The following is a 15,981-nucleotide window of genomic DNA, read 5'->3' as shown; positions in this document are numbered from 1 at the left end:
CTGGGATACAGAGGACCCGTGCCGGTCCGCCCCCCGGGTGTTCCCGCGCGGATCCTCGACCGGGTTCTTACGGCTCTTCGTCGCCGAGGAGGCCGCGTTCACGGCGGACCGGATCCCGGCCCGCCGCGTCGGCGGCCGGGCCGGCCGGGATCGGTTCCTTCCGCGAGTGCTCTCCTGCGACTCCTCCTGTGGCTCAGGAGTGTGTACTGGCCACGAGGTAGTCCACGATGGCCGTGACCGTCTGCTGATGCCAGACCAGATTGGCCGGGAGCTTGCGCTCCAGCAGCCGTTCCAGCCGGCGGCGGATGACGATCGCCATGACGGAGTCCATCCCCGTCTTCAGCAGTGACCGGTCGGGATCGAGCTCCGCCGGATCCAGCTTCATCTCGCTGACGATGACGGAGACCGTCTGCTCATGCAGCAGAGCCCGGAGCGCGTCCTCGGACAGTTCCCCGAGGTCCCGGGCCCCGGCCGTCTCCTCCCCCGCCGGCGCCGTCGGTCCGTCATCGACGATGTCGCGCAGCAGGCCCGGTCGGCGCGCGCCGTCCGGGAGCGGCACGGTGCGCAACACCGCGAGGGAGGCGGCGCCGGTCCGGCTGGCTCGTTCCCAGGCGCCGAAGGCCTCGGGCGCCGTGATGTCACCGACCCCATGGGCCTCGAGCTCGGCGTCCACCGCCGCGTTGGCCGCCATGCCCATGCCCCGCCAGGACGTCCACGCCAGACTCATGCTGCCGACGGCACCGAGAGTGTGGTCGTAGGCGGCCATGGCGTCGAGGAACGCGTTGGCGGACGCGTAGGCGGCCTGGCCGGTGAGGCCCAGGTACTGCCCGCACGACGAGAAGTGGACCAGGAAATCGAGGGATCCCGGCGGGAAGAGCCGATGGAGGGTCAGGGCGCCACCGGCCTTCGGCCGCATCACCGCCGTCAGGGCGTCCAGGCCGAGCCGGTCGACGAGCTGGTCCTCCAGCACACCGGCGGCGTGGACGACCCCACGGATCGCGGGCATGCCCAGAGCGTCCGGGGTCAGCACGGCCGCCGCCGCCTCGGCGTCGGACAGGTCGACGGACACCACCCGTACGGTCGCCCCGGAAGCTTCGAGCCCGCGGACGGTCTCGATACGGCGCGCCTGGGCTCCGTCGGTGACGGCGTCCCATTCCGACCGGGGTGGCAGGCCGGCGCGGCCGGCCAGTACGAGACGACGCGCGCCCCGCTCCACGAGCCAGCGGGCGATCTCGCCGCCCAGGCCGCCCAGGCCACCCGTGACGAGATACGTGCCGTCCTGCCGGCACCGCAGCGGGGCGTGGTCCGCGCCCGCGCCGGAGCGGACCAGCCGGCTCGCCCGAGCCCCGCCCTCGCGGATCGCGACGACGTCCTCGCCCGGGTTCCCGGCGATGACGCCCAGCGTGGTGACGAGGTCGTCCCTCGTGGGCCGCGGGCCCAGATCGAGCGTCCCGCCCCACAGTTCGGGGTGTTCGCCCCCGACGACCCGGCCCAGACCCCACCGGGCGGCCTGAGCCACGGCCTCGAGACGGTCCGCCTCACGGACACCGGAGGTCACCGACCAGAGCCTGGCCGTGCCCGGCGGCCAGGTGCCGAGCCGCTGTGCCGCACCCGCGAGCAGCCAGGCCTCCCGCACGGCGCGCTCCCCGGCCTCCTGCGCCGGCGGGTCCGTCAGCGGCAGCAGGATCACGTCCACGGGTCCGGACACCTGATCGCGCAGGCCGTCGAGACCGTCCGGATCCTCCGTCGCCAGGCACGGGATCCCCAGGCCGTCGGCCGTGGCCCGGAGTGCCGCCGGCAGTGCTCCGTCCGCGCCGACCAGCACCAGCGGCCGGGCGGCGTCGGAGCCGCCGGGAGGCAGCGGCTTCCAGTCCATCCGGAACAGCAGTTCCCCAGGGGCGCCCGGACGCGTCCCGGCCTCCGCGCCCGCGTACCGCACCCCGGCCAGCACGGCCACGGTCCGCCCGTCCTCCGTCGCGATACGCACGCTCACCGTGCCGTCGGCGTCGGTGACCGGGCCGTCGACGCGTGCCTCGATGCGGGCGCGGGACGGCGGCCCGCCCGTGGCCCACAGCCGGCCCACACCGGCCACCACCCGCAGGGCGGCGGGTCCGGAGAAGGCGACGGCCGCCATGGACAGCGCGGCGTCGAACAGCGGGGCCCAGGTGGCCGGGGAGGCCGGCTCGTCGCCCGCGACGACAACCGCGCGCAGCCCCTCCCGGACGCGCTCCAGCCGCTCCACCCGCCAGGGGAAGGCCATGCCCGGTACGCCGACGGAGGCGAGGGCGGCGACGATCCGGTCCGGGGCAAGCTCCGTCCCCGGTCCGGCGTCGGCGGGTGGCAGGGGTGGCGGCGAGGGGTTGCCGGACACGGCGGCCACGGCGTGGGTCAGCCAGGGCTGCCCGTCCGCACCCGCGTCGCCCGTGCCCGGATCAGCGGCGGCAGGTTCGTCCGGGCCGGTGGTCCTGGACAGCAGGCGGACCATGCCGTCCTGTGCGATCACGTCGACGTCCCGCGCCGTGGCCAGGGTCAGCGGCAGGTCGAACGACACGTCGGTGAGGCCGTACGACCCCTCGGTCCGCCCCGCGGCGTCCAGGAACGTCTGGAGGACGACCGCCGCCGGGATGATCTCCACGCCGTGGATGGTGTGGCTGCCCGGATACGGCCGGGACTCCATGTCGACACGGGTGCGCCAGAGGTCCAGCGGCGTCGTCCCGGCCAGGGTGGTACGCGGCCCCAGCACGGTGCGGCTCGTCGTGTCGTGCCGTCCGCGGTCGGCCCTGCGTACCGGCAGGTCGCGCCAGTACCGCTGGCGCCGCCAGCTCCGCGCCGGCAGCGACAGGGGCGCCGCGTCGGGGGCCGGGGGCCGGTCGAAAGTGACGCCGTGGCAGTACAGCGTCCCCGCGTTGGCCAGCAGCTGCTCGCGCTCCCCGGTGTCACGGCGCAGGGACGCGGCGACGCAGTGCCGGTCGGCCCCGACCGTGTCCAGCGTCTCCTGGACGGAGTGCCGGACCACCGGGTGGGCCGACACCTCCAGGAAGGTCCGGAACCCGTCCTCGGCCGCCGCGGCCACCGCCCCGGACAGCCGTACCGGGCTGCGCAGATTGGTCGCCCAGTAGGCGCCGTCGCGGGGAGCCGCGTCGCGCGGGTCGTCCAGCGCGGTGCTGTAGACAGGGATCCGGGGGGCGTTGACGGTGAGCTCGGCCGCGGCCTCGGCCAGCTCCTTCATCAGGGGATCCATCTGCGGGCTGTGGAAGGCCACGTCACTGTCGACCCGGCGCACGAGCAGGTCCGGGTCCCCCGCCAGCTCCTGCGCGAGGGCGTCGATCTCCGCCACCGCGCCGGCCACCACGGTCTGCGTGGGCGAGGCGAGGACCGCCGGCACCACGGCGCCGGTGCCGCCGAGCCGGGCGGCGGCCTCGTCGGCGGGCAGGCCGATCATCAGCATGCCGCCCGCGCCGGCCACCCGTCGCAGCAGGACACTGCGGCGGCACACCAGCCGGGCGCCGTCCTCCAGCGACAGGACTCCAGCCGTCGCGGCGGCCGCGATCTCCCCCATCGAGTGGCCGATGACGGCCGCGGGCCTCACCCCGAGCGACTGCCAGACGGCGGCCAGACCCACCTGGACCGCGTAGATCATCGTCTGGGCGATGTCCACGCCGGTGACGTCCCCGTCCTCGATCATCCGCCGGGCCGTCGCGCCGATCTCCTCGGCGAAGACCGGCCCGATCCTGTCGATCACCTCGGCGAAGGCGGTGTCCGTGGCGAGCAGTTCACGGCCCATGCCCTTCCACTGGGCGCCGGTCCCGGAGAACACCCACACCACCCGGTCGCCGCCCTCGCCCGCCACCGTGCCCTCGGCGACACCGGGTACGGCGTCACCGGCGGTACCCGCGGCGAAGCGGCGCAGCCTGCTCTCCAGTTCGGCGTGGCCGGCGGCGACGACGGCGACACGGCGGTCCAGGTGGCTGCGCCGGGCCCGGAGGTTCTCCGCGAGTGAGGCGAGCGCGACGCCCGCGCCCGGTCCGTCCAGCCAGTCGGCGAGCCTGGCCGCGTCCTCCCGGACGGTCGTCCCGGACCGGCCGGAGAGCGGGAACAGTTGCGGCAGGGCGGGGTCGTCCCGGGACGCGGTGGACGGCTCGGGCCGTGCCGGTGCCTCCTCCAGGACGACGTGGGCGATGGTGCCGCCGTAGCCGAAGCTGGAGACACCCGCCCGGCGGGTTCGGCCGCCACGGGGCCACGGGGTGAGCTGCCGCGCCACCCGGAGCCGTGACTCCTCCCAGGGGATGCGCGGGTCGGGGACGGAGAAGAGCACGCTGGGCGGGATCTCCTCGTGCACGAGGGCGAGGATCGTCTTGATCATCCCGGCGATCCCCGAGCCGGCCTCAAGGTGCCCGATGTTGCCCTTGACGGAGCCGATGAGGCAGGGGCTGCCCTGCGGCGGGCCCGCGCCGAAGACCGCGGCGAGCGCACCGGCCTCCAGCGGGTCGCCCGCGACGGTCCCGGTGCCGTGGGCCTCCACGTAGTCGACGGTGTCCGGGGCGATGCCGCACCGCGTGTACGTCCGGCGCAGCAGGTCCGCCTGTGCTTCGCCGTTGGGCGCCATGATGCCGGCGGTGCGCCCGTCCTGGCTCACGCCGCTGCCGCGGATCACCGCCAGCACGCGGTCCCCCGCCCGCTCGGCGTCCGACAGGCGCTTGAGGACGAGTACGCCCGCGCCCTCCCCCCGGCCGTAGCCGTCCGCCGAGGCGTCGAACGGCTTGCTGCGGCCGTCCGGTGAGGTGGCGCCCGCACGGTCCAGGGTCACCGAGAGGCCGGGCGCGACCATGAGGTTCACCCCCGCGGCCAGCGCCACGTCGGACTCTCCGCAGAGCAGGCTCCGGCGGGCCAGGTGGACACCGACCAGGGAGGCCGAGCACGCGGTGTCCACGGCGAGACTGGGGCCGCGCAGGTCGAGGCTGTGGGAGATGCGGTTGGCGGTGGCGCACAGGGCCGCGCCGATGCCGGTCCAGGCCTCGATCCGGGCCAGGTCCTCCAGCAGCCGGCGCCCGTAGTCGTCCGAACCGACGCCCACGAACACGCCGCAGTCGCTGCCGCCCAGGCTGAGGGGCGGGATCCCCGCGTGTTCCAGGGCCTCCCAGGCCAGCTCCAGCAGCAGCCGCTGCTGCGGGTCCATCAGCTCGGCCTCGCGCGGCGAGATACCGAAGAACTCCGCGTCGAAGCCGGCGATGTCGGCGAGGAAGCCGCCCCGGCTCGTGGTGTTCCGTACGACGGCCGCGTGCTCCTGCCCGGTGTCCGCGTACGGCGCCCAGCGGTCCGCCCCGTCGCCGATGCCGTCCCGGCCCTGGACGAGAAGCTCCCAGAAGGAGTCGGGGGAATCGGCGTCACCGGGGTACCGGCAGCTCAGCCCGACGACGGCGACGGGCTCCTCACGCCAGGCGGTCTTCTCCTCCGAGGCTCCCGGACCCGTCACGCCCGGCCTCCTTCAGCGCCCGCGGCGCGCCGGGCGGGGGACTCCAGCACGGTGACCACCGCGGCGGTGACCATGAGTCCGGGTCCGGCGCTCAGCAGGAGGAGGTGGTCCCCGGCGTGCACCTGCCCGCCCTCGACGAGGTGGTTGAGCTGGAGCCCGACGTCGGCGGCGCCCGCGTGACCCATGTCGCGGAAGAAGTCCACGTCGCCCAGTGACGCGTCCAGGCCCATCGGCCGCAGGTGGCTGTCGAGGAAGTCGGCGGTGCCCGCCCCGAGGTGGAGCACCCTCGACAGGTCCGCCACGGAGATGCCCGCCTCGCCCGTCACCTGCTCGATCAGCTTCGCACCGCTCGCGGCGTACTCCTGACCGATCTCGGACGCCTTCGGGCCCAGCTCCTCGACCATCGCCTCCAGGTGCTCGTTCATGTCGAGCTTCCGCCCGGTGGTGACCGCCGGGGGGAAGATCGGATCGTGCCCGCGGTTGAGGATCTCGAACTGGGGAAGCGACACCGACTCGATGGAGCGCAGTGCGGCCCAGCCGGGCCGCTTCGACAGGACGACCGCGGTGGCCGCGTCGGCGAGCACCGCGTCACGGTGTGCGTACCACCGGTCGACCGAGGGGGCGCCGAAGTTGTCCGCGCTGCTCACCACGGCGCCGTTGCGGGACGGCGCGCACAGCAGATACTGGGCCGCCATCTCCAGGGCGGCGAGGAACGCGTTGCATCCCTGCTCCACCGTCAGCGCCGGGATCGGGGAGTTGAGGGTGGAGCGCAGGATGTAGTGCGGCGCCGACCAGCCGTCAGGGCCCTGGTGGTACGCGCAGGAGTGGACGAGGATGTCGATGTCGTCCGCGCCGAGGCCCGAGCGGTCCACCGCCTGCCGGACGGCCGCCACCGCCATGTCCGGCGCGGACGTGCCGTCGGCCACGGCGATGTTCCGCCACCCGCAGGCGTCCATCCGTTCTCTGTCGTACGCGCCGCGCCGGACCGCCTCCTCCACGCTCACCCTGGGCGGAATGTACGCCCCGGTCCCTGCCAGGAAGATGTTGTCAGTTCTCACTCTCACGGTTCCTTAACTGACCGGTCCGTGGCCTGATGACCTTCCCGGTCTCGGTGGTCGGCAGTTCCGCCACGGAGGCGAAGGCATGGGGGACGCAGGAGGGCGACAGCCGCTCCCGGCAGAAGCGGGCCAGCTTGCCGAGGTCGACCGTGCCGGGTGTCACCGTCGCGCTGATCCGCTGTCCGAGCACAGGATCGTCCACCCCGGACACCAGGCATGAGGCGACGTCCGGGAAGGCGAGCAGGACGGCTTCGATCTCCTCGGGGCTGACCTTGGCGCCCGCGACGTTGATGCCGGTGGACAGGCGCCCGGCGAGGACGAGTTCCCGCCCTTCCCACCGGCCCAGGTCGCCCGTGGTGAATCCGTCCCGCAACGGGGTCGCGTCGACGCTCTCCCCGTCGGCGTAACCGAGCATCATCGACGGCGAGGTGACGGTCACCAGCCCCGTCACGGCTTCCCCCGGAACGGCTTCTCCCCGCACCGCGGGAGGGCCGCCGGCATCGTCCCCGGCGGCGCCCGGGACCGGGGACAGCCGGACCTCCACACCGGGCAGGGGCGCGCCCGGCCCGGAGGTGCCCGGCTGCCACGGGGCGGGGCGGCTCACGCAGATCGGCCCGGTCTCCGTGGTCCCGTAGACCTGGCCGACGTGCCCGCCCAGCCGGGTCGCGACCAGTTCGGCGGTGTGCGCGTCCAGCGCCATGCCGGCGGACAGGAACCCGACCGTACGGCCGTCGTGCGGCAGGGCGCGGGCGGCCTTGGCGAGCAGGCGCAGCATGGGGGGCACACCGACGAACAGCGTCACGTCGGCGGCGGCGAGCTCCCGCAGCAGCAGGCGCGGCTTGTCGGGCGTCAGATAGCGGACCGGCGCACCCGCCAGGGTCGCGGCGACGGCGCACAGCCCGAAGCCGTACGCGTGCTGGAGGGGCACGGGACACAGCAGCCGGCTCTCCGGCCCCAGCCCCAGGACCGTACGGTAGCTCTCCGCCTCGGCCAGCAGGGCGGCGGCGGAACGCAGCGCGACCTGGGGGTGGCCGGTGGTGCCCGACGTGATCTGTGCCGTCGCCGCCTCCTGGAAGGCGTGGTGTCGCGTCGCTCGCCGGCCGGGTTCCCGGTCACCGCTCAGCGTCCGTCCGCCCCGGTCCGCGACCTTGACCGGCAGGGCCAGCGGCGACTCGTGCGGGGCGGAGAGGAAGTCGAGGGCGCAGCGGTCCCGGATCCGCCGGAGCTCCCACGGTGTCGTCCGGTGCGAGAGCGGAACGGCGGCCGCCCCGGTGGAAATGATCGCGAACACGTCGCTGACGAACTCGGCCGCGGGCCAGGCGACGGTTCCCACGAGGGCGCCCGGCCCGGCGCCCGCCTCACGTAAGGCACGGGCCTTGGCGTCCACGCGCTCGACCAGCCGGCCGGCGCTGGTGGTCCCGGAGTCGTCGCTGAGCAGAGGCGTGTCCCCCGGACGGGCGCCCTGCTCGTACAGCAGGGAGAGCAGCTTCGCGCGCGCGGCGGTCATCCGAGTTCGGTCAGCCCGCGTCGCAGTGCCCCCGCCGCCTTGTCCAGGACGTCCCCGGTGTGCGCGGTGCTCAGGAACCACGGTTCCAGCGCGTTGGGATGGAAGTAGACGCCCTCCCGCTGGGCGAGGACCTGGAGCCGGCGGTGCCGGGAGAAGTCGATGGCCTCGGTGAGATCGCGCAGCGTGTCGCTCTTCTCCAGCGGCTTCTTGAGGAGGGCCACGCACATCAGGGTGCCGACCCGGTTGATGTGCACGGGCCGCTTCTCCGTGGCGAAGATCTCGCGCAGGGCGTTCTCCGCACCGGCGCCGACGCCCTCCAACTCGTCGTAGAGGCCGGGCAGTGCGCGGATCTTGGTCAGCATGCTGACGACCGCGCGGAGGGCCGCGTGGTTCCCGGCGTAGACGCCGGCGTGGTACGCCTCGTTCGTGGCGAGCATCCGCATCGCGGTCTTGCGTCCGCCGAAGGCGGCGACGGGGAACCCGCCGCCCATGACCTTGGACAGGACGGTGAGGTCGGGCTCGACGCCGTACAGTTCCTGGGCGCCTCCTCGGGCGACCCGGAAGCCGGTGATCACCTCGTCGAAGATCAGCATCGCGCCGCTGCGAGCGGTGAGGTCGCGCAGCAGCTCGAGGAAGCCGGGTACCGGGGGAATCACACCGGCATTGGTCAGGACGGGCTCCAGGATGACGGCCGCGATCCGGCCGCCGTCGCGCGCGAAGAGCTCTTTGACGGCCTCGGCGTCGTTCCACGGCAGCTGCGCGGTGTGGGCGAGCGCCTCGGGGATCATGCCCGGCGCCCCGGGGACGACGTCCGTCGGCCGGGCGCCTGCTATCTGGAACGTGGTCTTGCTGCCCGCCCGCAGGATGGTCTCGCTCCACCCGTGGTAGTGCCCGTCGAAGGTGACCACCAGTGAGCGCCCCGTGGTGGCGCGGGCGAGCCGCAGCACGGAGGCGACCGCCTCCGTACCGGAATTGGCGAATCTGACCTGCTCGACGCCCGGCACCAGTTCGGCGATGAGGGAGCCGGCCTCGGCGTCCAGCTCGTGCGGCAGGCCGGTCATATGGCCTTTGGTGAACTGGTCGGCCACGGCGTCGGCCACATCGCGGTCGGCGTAGCCGAAGAGGTGGGGGCCATAGCCCATGTTGAAGTCCACGAGCTCGTTGTCTTCCACATCCCGGAGCAGGCAGCCGTCGGCGCGCCGCACGACGAGTGGCACGGGGACGGCCGCCGCTCGCATACTGCTGCTGACACCGCCGGCGACGACCTCCTTGATGCTTTCCAGACAATCAGCATTCGTCCGACGTTCTGCGTCCATGGCACCCACTGAATACCTCCGGCTTCGTCGGCCTGATCCGGCATCACAGAATGCCCCAGGGCTTTCGCGGCCAACAACGGTGATTGCCGGAATGGCCGGATCACGGGGGGTGATCGGCCCGTCTTGAGTGGCAGGATCGAACGGGTGATCAGCCGCGCTGCGGAAGGGGAATGTGATGTCGTCTCGGGGCGTCGCCGTGGTCACGGGGGCGGGATCGGGCCTCGGTGCCGCCATCGCGGTACGGCTGGCCGCCACCCATGATCTGGTGCTGACTCATCTGACGCGGGACTCGGGGCTCGCCGACACCGCCGACCGGGTCTCAGCGGCCGGTGCGGACGTTCTCGCCATGGTGGTCGGGGACCTCAGGCACGAGGAGACCGTGGACCGCCTGGGGAATTCCATGGCGGCATGCGGTCAAAGGCTCGACGTCCTCGTGTGCAATGCCGGGGCGTACACATATGCTCCATGGCAGGACACCACGTGGGACGATGTGCGCAAGGCCCTGGACGTCAATCTCCTCGCCCATATCGCCTGTGTACGGGCCGCCACACCCCATTTGGTGGCGCGCGGAACGGGCCGGATCGTGGCCGTTTCCACGGTGCTCACGCGGGTAGGGCGCGTGGAACTCGTGCCCTACATCGCGGCGAAAGGTGGCCTGGAAGCATTCGTCCGCGCCCTGTCTCGTGAACTCGGCCCGCACGGGATCACAGTGAATTCCGTCAGACCGGGTTCGATCGAACTGAATACCGAGCAGAGGTCTCACCCGGATTACCCGGCCTGGCGGCAACGGGAATTCGCCCGGCAATGCATCAAACGGCATGGGCGTCCCGAGGACGTGGCCGCGGCCGTGGCGTTCCTGGCTTCTCCCGAGGCAGGTTTCGTCACCGGCCAGAGTCTGACCGTCGACGGCGGCTGGGACCTAAACTGACCTGCGACGCAGGCCGAGCCAAGGACCTCCACGCGAATGGCGTACGCACAGGGAAAGAACTCCGCTACCCGTGTATGGCTGGTGCGGCACGCGCAATCGCATGCCAGCGTGAAGAAACTGATCGCGGGTTCCCGTACATGTCACGGCCTCACGGAGCTGGGCCGGGAACAGGCCGCGCGGCTCACGGCACGGCTGGCGGCCGAACCACCGCGGCCGGACGCGCTGTTGACCAGTCCGGTGCGCAGAGCCCGCGAGACGGCCGAGGTTCTGACGAGCGGCCTGGGACTCGGGGCACCGGTCGTCGAGACGCAGGTGCGGGAGCTCGACTTCGGGGTGGCCGACGGCCTGTCCGTCGACGAGTACCAGCGCGTCCACGGGGCCTTCGACATGACCGTTCACCCCGACCGGCCCTTCGCACCCGGCGGGGAGACGTGGAACCAGTTCCGGACCCGGGCCGGCCGTGTCGTCAACCACCTGCTGTCCTGTCACCGTGGCAGTACCGTGCTCGTGGTGTGCCATGCCGGTCTCATCGCCGCGGCGATGTCCGCGCTCCTGGACGTCGTCCCACCTGTGTTGTTCACGGACGCCACACCCGCGGCGACCTCGATCAACGAATTCGTCCACGACGGCTCTCGGTGGGACCTGCTCCGGTTCGACGACGCGCAGCATGTCGGCGAGGCCGAATGAGGAGGCCGGGACCGCGCGGGCGGTGGCCGGGAAGGCGGATGCGCACGAACCGGTCGCCGTAGGGCGGGCCCACGGCCGACCTACGGCGACCAGGCTCCGCATACAGCCACAGCGACCCACCGTCCGCAGGACGGCGCCCCGACGCGCTGAGCGAAGGCGTCGGTCTCAGTGCTGCGGGCCGCGCTTGCGTTCCATCATGTGGCGGCCCAGCGCCTTCTTCTGCTTCCAGTTCCGCAGCAGCTTCTCGTTCAGCCGCGCATCACTCCGGGCGGCGATCCGCTCGTTCTCGCGCAGCAGCTTGTGGTAGTTCTCGAGCCGCCGCAGAGGCAGGGTCCCCGCCTCGGCCGGCCCGCGCACCGCGCACCCGGGCTCCGTCCGGTGCGAACAGTCGTGGAAACGGCAGTCCCGGGCAAGGGCCTCGATATCGGTGAAGGCCCGGGCCACGCCGCCGTCCGCCTCCCACAGTCCCACTCCGCGCAGCCCCGGTGTGTCGATCAGGACACCACCACCCGGCAACGGCAGGAGATCGCGGGTCGTCGTCGTGTGCCGCCCTTTGCCGTCGCCGTCGCGCGTGACGTCGACCCGTTGCACGTCCGCTCCCGTGAGCGCGTTGGCGAGGGTGGACTTGCCGGCACCCGACACACCGAGGAGTACGGCCGTGCCACCGCCCCCGTCTTCTCCCCCGCCTCCGCCGCCGATGAGGGCCGCGAGGGTGTCCAAGCCCCGCCCCGTGGCCGCGCTGACGGGCAGCACGCGCGCCCCGGGGGCCACCCTCCCGGTGTCCTCGGCGAGATAGGAGAGCGTCACCGGGTCGGGGACGAGGTCGGCCTTGGTGAGGACTACCACCGGCTGCCCGCCGCTCTCCCACGCCAGGGAGAGGAAGCGCTCGACGCGCCCGAGATCCAACTCGTCGGCCAGTGAGACGGCGATGAGCACCTGGTCGATGTTGGCGGCCAGGATCTGGCCGTCGGACCGCTGCGAGGAGACGGCCCGGACGAACGCGGTGCGCCGTGGCAGCAGCGCCCGGACGACCCTCTGGTCCAGGTCGAGGGCCACCCAGTCACCGGTGCAGGGGTTCTGCACGGGATCGGGCGAGGCCACGGGCCTCGTACCGGCCCGTACGGACGTCACCTGCCCGTTCTCGGCGACGACGGCCTCGCAGCTCCCGCGGTCGACCCGCACGACCCGGCCGGGCCGGAGACCGTCGGTCTCGTAGGGGGCGAAGTCGGTCGCGAACGCGTCGTTCCAGCCGTAGCGGTGGAGCGGATGTGAGGCAGTGGGTGTGGACACGCTCCCCCCTCACGGGCCCGAGGACAGCGGAACCGGCCACGGCTGTGCGCGTACGGCCCGCTCAGGCCGGCAGTCTAGCCGCTGACACCGTGCGGAGGGCCGGACGCGTGTCCCGGAGCGACGCATTCCCGGTGTACGTCCGGCTTCTGGCACATCGTCAGGCGTACCGCCCGGAAAGGACTTGTCTCCGGCCGCCGGCAGGGTGATCCGGATGTCAGAACGGCGACCTCGTACAGCCCGGCGAGAGAGAAGGGCCGGCGGGAGAGAAGGGCCGGCGGGACTCCTGGGCGAGCAGCCCGGCCGGGGCTTCCGGGGCGGGAGCGTACGGCGTGGCGGACGCATGATCGAGCTGTGCACTCATCGGCCGGCTCTCCCGGTGGGTCGTACCGCCACAGCACGCGCGCCGGGTGGCCGTGGATGCGGGCATGGACGGACGCCCGCCTACGCAGTCGGCCATCGCCCCGTCTCGACTGCCCGAAGCAGGCCCGAACGCCCGTCGGAGGTTCAGCCGCTTCTCTCGGTTCGGTGACCCGGGTCACATCCGGCTCCTGTCAGCAATCGGGGCGCCGTCCCGTTCAAGGGGCACGCGAACGAGACAGGAGCAACGCCATGAAGCACCGCATCGTCGTACTCGGCGCCGGATACGCGGGGGCCTTCGCCGCCGGAGTCCTGGCGCGCCGGCTCTCCCCCGCCGACACCGAGATCACCGTCGTCAACGCCGAGCCCGACTTCGTCGAGCGGATGCGGCTCCGCCAGCTCGCGATCGGCCAGGACCTCGCGGTCCGCAAGCTCGCCGACGTGTTCGCCGGCACCGGGGTGCGGCTGCGCCTGGCGCGCGTCACCGGCGTCGACCCCGAGCGCAGGTCCGTCGCCGTGACCGGTGGGGGCGGCGAGAGCGGGGAACTCGCGTACGACACGCTTCTCTACGCGCTCGGCAGTACCGTCGCCCATCATGGCGTCCCGGGCGCGGCCGAGTACGCCTTCGATGTGGTCGGCCGGTCCTCGGCGCTGCGTCTGCGCGAGCGCCTGGCCGGTCTGGGCGAGGGCGGCACCGTGCTGGTCGTCGGTGAGGGGCTGACCGGCATCGAGACCGCCACCGAGTTCGCCGAGTCCCGGCCCGACCTCTCCGTCGCACTCGCCGCCCGCGGCGAGCTGGGCGCCTGGCTCTCCCCGAGGGCCCGCCGCCACCTGCGCCGTGCCTTCGACCGGCTCGGCATCACCGTCCACGAGCACACCGGCATCGCAGCCGTCGAACCGGCACGGGCGATCGCCGCCGACGGCAGGTCCGTCCCGGCCGACGTGACCGTGTGGGCGGCCGGGTTCGCCGTACACCCCATCGCGGCCGCCAGCGGCCTGGAGGTCACCGGGACCGGCCGGATCGTCGTCGACCGCACCATGCGCTCGGTCTCGCACCCGGACGTCTACGCCGCCGGTGACTGCGCCTACACGATCGGCGGGAACGGCCGGCCGCTGCCGATGTCCTGCGCCACGGCCGGCTTCACCAACATACGGGCGACCGCCGCGATCATGGCGCGCCTGACCGGCAGCGAGGTCCCGGCCACCGGGCTGAAGTACTACGGCAACCACATCAGCCTCGGACGGCGGGACGCGATCTTCCAGATGGTGGACGGGGACGTCCGGTCGACGTCCTGGTACCTGGGCGGCCGGACCGCCGCAGGGCTCAAGTCGGCCGTGCTCGAAGGAGCCGCGTGGGGCATCGCCCACCCGACCTTCGGCATGCCGAAGCGCAAGCGCCGCCTGACCACCGCGCCCGGCCAGGCCGGTGTACGGGCCGCCGCATAGCCTGTTCGGCATGGACAGCGCAGCCGTCGATCGATTCGAGGCCGGCCGGGACCGGCTGGCCTCGCTCGCGTACCGTCTGCTCGGCTCGGCCGCCGACGCCGAGGATGCCGTACAGGACACGTTCCTGCGCTGGCAGGCCACGGACCGGGAACGGATCGAGGTGCCGGAAGCGTGGCTGACCAAGGTCGTCACCAATCTCTGCCTCGACCGGCTCCGCTCCGCGCAGGCGCGCCACGAGCGGGCGGCCGGTGACTGGTTGCCCGAGCCGCTCCTCGACGGCGACCCGATGCTGGGGCCGGCCGACACCTTCGAGCAGCGCGAATCGGTGTCCCTGGCCGTATTGGCCCTCATGGAACGCCTCTCACCGGTCGAGCGCGCCGCTTACGTCCTGCGCGAGGCCTTCTCGTACCCCCACGCCGAGATCGCCGGGATCCTCGGCATCACGGAGTCCGCGAGCCAGCAGCACGTCCATCGGGCCCGAGGCCGGGTCACCGCCGAGCGCCGCGGCCGCGGCGAGGTGGACCCCGCGTCCGCGCGCCGGGTCGTCGAGGAATTCCTCGCCGCCGCCACGTCCGGGCGCACCGAACGGCTGGTGGCGATGCTCACCGCCGACGCGACCGCGATCTCGGACGGCGCCGGACTGGCCAGGCGGCTGCTGCGGTACCGGACGCGCGAGCGCATCGCCTCCTACGTACGGGCCGGCTTCAAGCCCACGCCGGCGAAGCGGCGGCTGGCCGGCGGCTCGCCCGCGTTCCACATCGCGCTGGTCAACGGCTCCCCGGCCGTCCTCGCCGTGATCGAGGACCGGGTCGTGGGCGCCGTGGCGTTCGAAGTCAGCGACGGCAAGGTCGCATCCTTGCGCGGCATCGCCGCCCCGGACCGGCTCGCGCGCCTCGACGAGGCCTGGCGGCAGCACAAGCCCGACGCACCGGTGGTCGCCGCATGGTGACCCGAGCCACCGGCCTCGGCAGGTGCGCGCGGTGGTGCTGGAGGCGCCGGCCCGTCGGGGCCGGCGCCTCCGGCGTCGCTCAGCTCACGACGGGGATCAGGGCGAGGGCGAAGAGCACGTGGGAGTGCCTCATGAGAGGCCGGGGTTGAGTGGGCGCTCGATGTCTACAGACTGAGTGTGATCGCGGCAGCGATGCCTCCCAGACCGAGGGCGAGAGCCGCCTCTGTCCAGCCGCCCTTACCCCACCGGAACGGGCGGTCGGCGGCCAGCCGGCCCGGACCGATGGCGGCGACGGCCAGCGCGACGACGGCGATGCAGACGCTGTATTCCACGCCGCCGTCCGTTTCCCACAGGCCGTGGGCGCCGGTGACCGTGGCCATCGCATTGATCATGACGCCGATCAGGGCGGCAGCCGCGAGCGGTGTCAGCAGCCCGAGAGCCAGACCGAGGCCGCCGAGCAACTCGGACAGTCCGCCGATCACGGCGAAGAGTTTCCCCGGGTGGTAGCCCAGGGCCGCGAACCCCTTGCCGGTCGCCGTCAGGCCCGGGCCTCCGAAGAGTCCGAAGACTTTCTGGGCCCCGTGTGCGGCCATCAGCAGGCCGAAGGTCAGCCGGATGAGCAGCAGGCCGAAGTCACCGGCGGTTGTCATGGGCTCGGTGGTGGAATGCGCCACCGGCTCCGCGGAGAGAACGAAATTGTTCAGGATGTGTTTGGTCAACATGGCAATGCTCCGGTTGGAACGCCAGAACGGGCGTTTCCCCCAGCTCGGCCGGATGCCGAGCACCGGTCATGGGTGAGCCCGCAGAAGGGGGTGAGCACCGTCCCATCCGACCTTCCGCTGCGGGCACGGTCGTGCATCGGGGCGGCGGCCCGCGGGAACAGGCGGCCGGCCTCGCGTCAGTGGTCCTGGGCCGTCCGGTCATCACGATCGGTGTCGGTGGGAGACAGCCGTACGCAGCATTCCCCGGG

The 15,981-nt window shown here is 72.9% G+C and carries 10 protein-coding genes; 4 read left to right on the top strand and 6 right to left on the bottom strand.

Features of this window, described 5'->3' with window-relative positions:
• Nucleotides 1–193 precede the first annotated feature (193 nt).
• Genes AB0F03_RS30645 through AB0F03_RS30630 form a run of 4 tightly spaced genes read right to left on the bottom strand, consistent with a single transcriptional unit; the run spans nucleotide 194 to nucleotide 9,354 of the window.
• A complete protein-coding gene (locus AB0F03_RS30645; RefSeq protein ID WP_361997719.1) occupies nucleotides 194–5,473 on the bottom strand; it encodes a beta-ketoacyl synthase N-terminal-like domain-containing protein in 5,280 nt (1,759 codons plus the stop codon).
• Complete coding sequence (locus tag AB0F03_RS30640) at nucleotides 5,470–6,531, bottom strand: ketoacyl-ACP synthase III family protein (protein WP_361997717.1); 1,062 nt, start codon at nucleotides 6,529–6,531, stop codon at nucleotides 5,470–5,472. Before AB0F03_RS30640 ends, AB0F03_RS30645 begins: the two co-directional genes overlap by 4 nt.
• Entirely contained in the window at nucleotides 6,521–8,038 is a 1,518-nt protein-coding gene (locus tag AB0F03_RS30635) for a class I adenylate-forming enzyme family protein (protein WP_361997715.1), read from the bottom strand. Before AB0F03_RS30635 ends, AB0F03_RS30640 begins: the two co-directional genes overlap by 11 nt.
• Nucleotides 8,035–9,354 (bottom strand): aminotransferase class III-fold pyridoxal phosphate-dependent enzyme, encoded by a 1,320-nt coding sequence (locus AB0F03_RS30630; RefSeq protein ID WP_361997713.1) that lies wholly within the window; start codon nucleotides 9,352–9,354, stop codon nucleotides 8,035–8,037. The genes AB0F03_RS30635 and AB0F03_RS30630 overlap by 4 nt, the downstream gene beginning before the upstream one ends.
• 175 nt (nucleotides 9,355–9,529) lie before the next feature.
• Here AB0F03_RS30630 and AB0F03_RS30625 point away from each other — a divergent pair, with 175 nt between their 5' ends.
• Both AB0F03_RS30625 and AB0F03_RS30620 read left to right on the top strand, forming a co-directional pair.
• Complete coding sequence (locus AB0F03_RS30625; RefSeq protein WP_361997711.1) at nucleotides 9,530–10,282, top strand: SDR family oxidoreductase; 753 nt, start codon at nucleotides 9,530–9,532, stop codon at nucleotides 10,280–10,282.
• 36 nt (nucleotides 10,283–10,318) lie between these two features.
• A complete protein-coding gene (locus AB0F03_RS30620) occupies nucleotides 10,319–10,969 on the top strand; it encodes a histidine phosphatase family protein (RefSeq protein ID WP_361997709.1) in 651 nt (216 codons plus the stop codon).
• A gap of 165 nt (nucleotides 10,970–11,134) precedes the next feature.
• On the opposite strand, the gene rsgA is transcribed toward AB0F03_RS30620, so the two are convergent.
• The gene (rsgA, locus tag AB0F03_RS30615) at nucleotides 11,135–12,259 is read right to left on the bottom strand and encodes a ribosome small subunit-dependent GTPase A (protein WP_361997707.1); all 1,125 of its coding nucleotides are present in this window, start codon (nucleotides 12,257–12,259) and stop codon (nucleotides 11,135–11,137) included.
• Between the two features lie 609 nt (nucleotides 12,260–12,868).
• Between rsgA and AB0F03_RS30610 the strand changes: the two genes are divergently transcribed.
• Together AB0F03_RS30610 and AB0F03_RS30605 are read left to right on the top strand one after the other, a co-directional pair.
• Complete coding sequence (locus tag AB0F03_RS30610; RefSeq protein WP_361997705.1) at nucleotides 12,869–14,062, top strand: FAD-dependent oxidoreductase; 1,194 nt, start codon at nucleotides 12,869–12,871, stop codon at nucleotides 14,060–14,062.
• Between the two features lie 10 nt (nucleotides 14,063–14,072).
• Nucleotides 14,073–15,011 carry a sigma-70 family RNA polymerase sigma factor gene (locus AB0F03_RS30605; RefSeq protein ID WP_361997703.1) on the top strand — a complete coding sequence of 313 codons (939 nt, stop codon included), beginning with the start codon at nucleotides 14,073–14,075 and terminating at the stop codon, nucleotides 15,009–15,011.
• A gap of 164 nt (nucleotides 15,012–15,175) precedes the next feature.
• On the opposite strand, the gene AB0F03_RS30600 is transcribed toward AB0F03_RS30605, so the two are convergent.
• A complete protein-coding gene (locus AB0F03_RS30600) occupies nucleotides 15,176–15,661 on the bottom strand; it encodes a DoxX family membrane protein (RefSeq protein ID WP_361997914.1) in 486 nt (161 codons plus the stop codon).
• Nucleotides 15,662–15,981: the final 320 nt, after the last annotated feature.

The sequence above is a fragment of the Streptomyces sp. NPDC028722 genome (genome assembly GCF_040637655.1).
Lineage (GTDB): Bacteria > Actinomycetota > Actinomycetes > Streptomycetales > Streptomycetaceae > Streptomyces.
The sequence above is the reverse complement of the archived record's forward strand: the minus strand, read 5'-3'. Positions and strand labels throughout refer to the sequence as shown.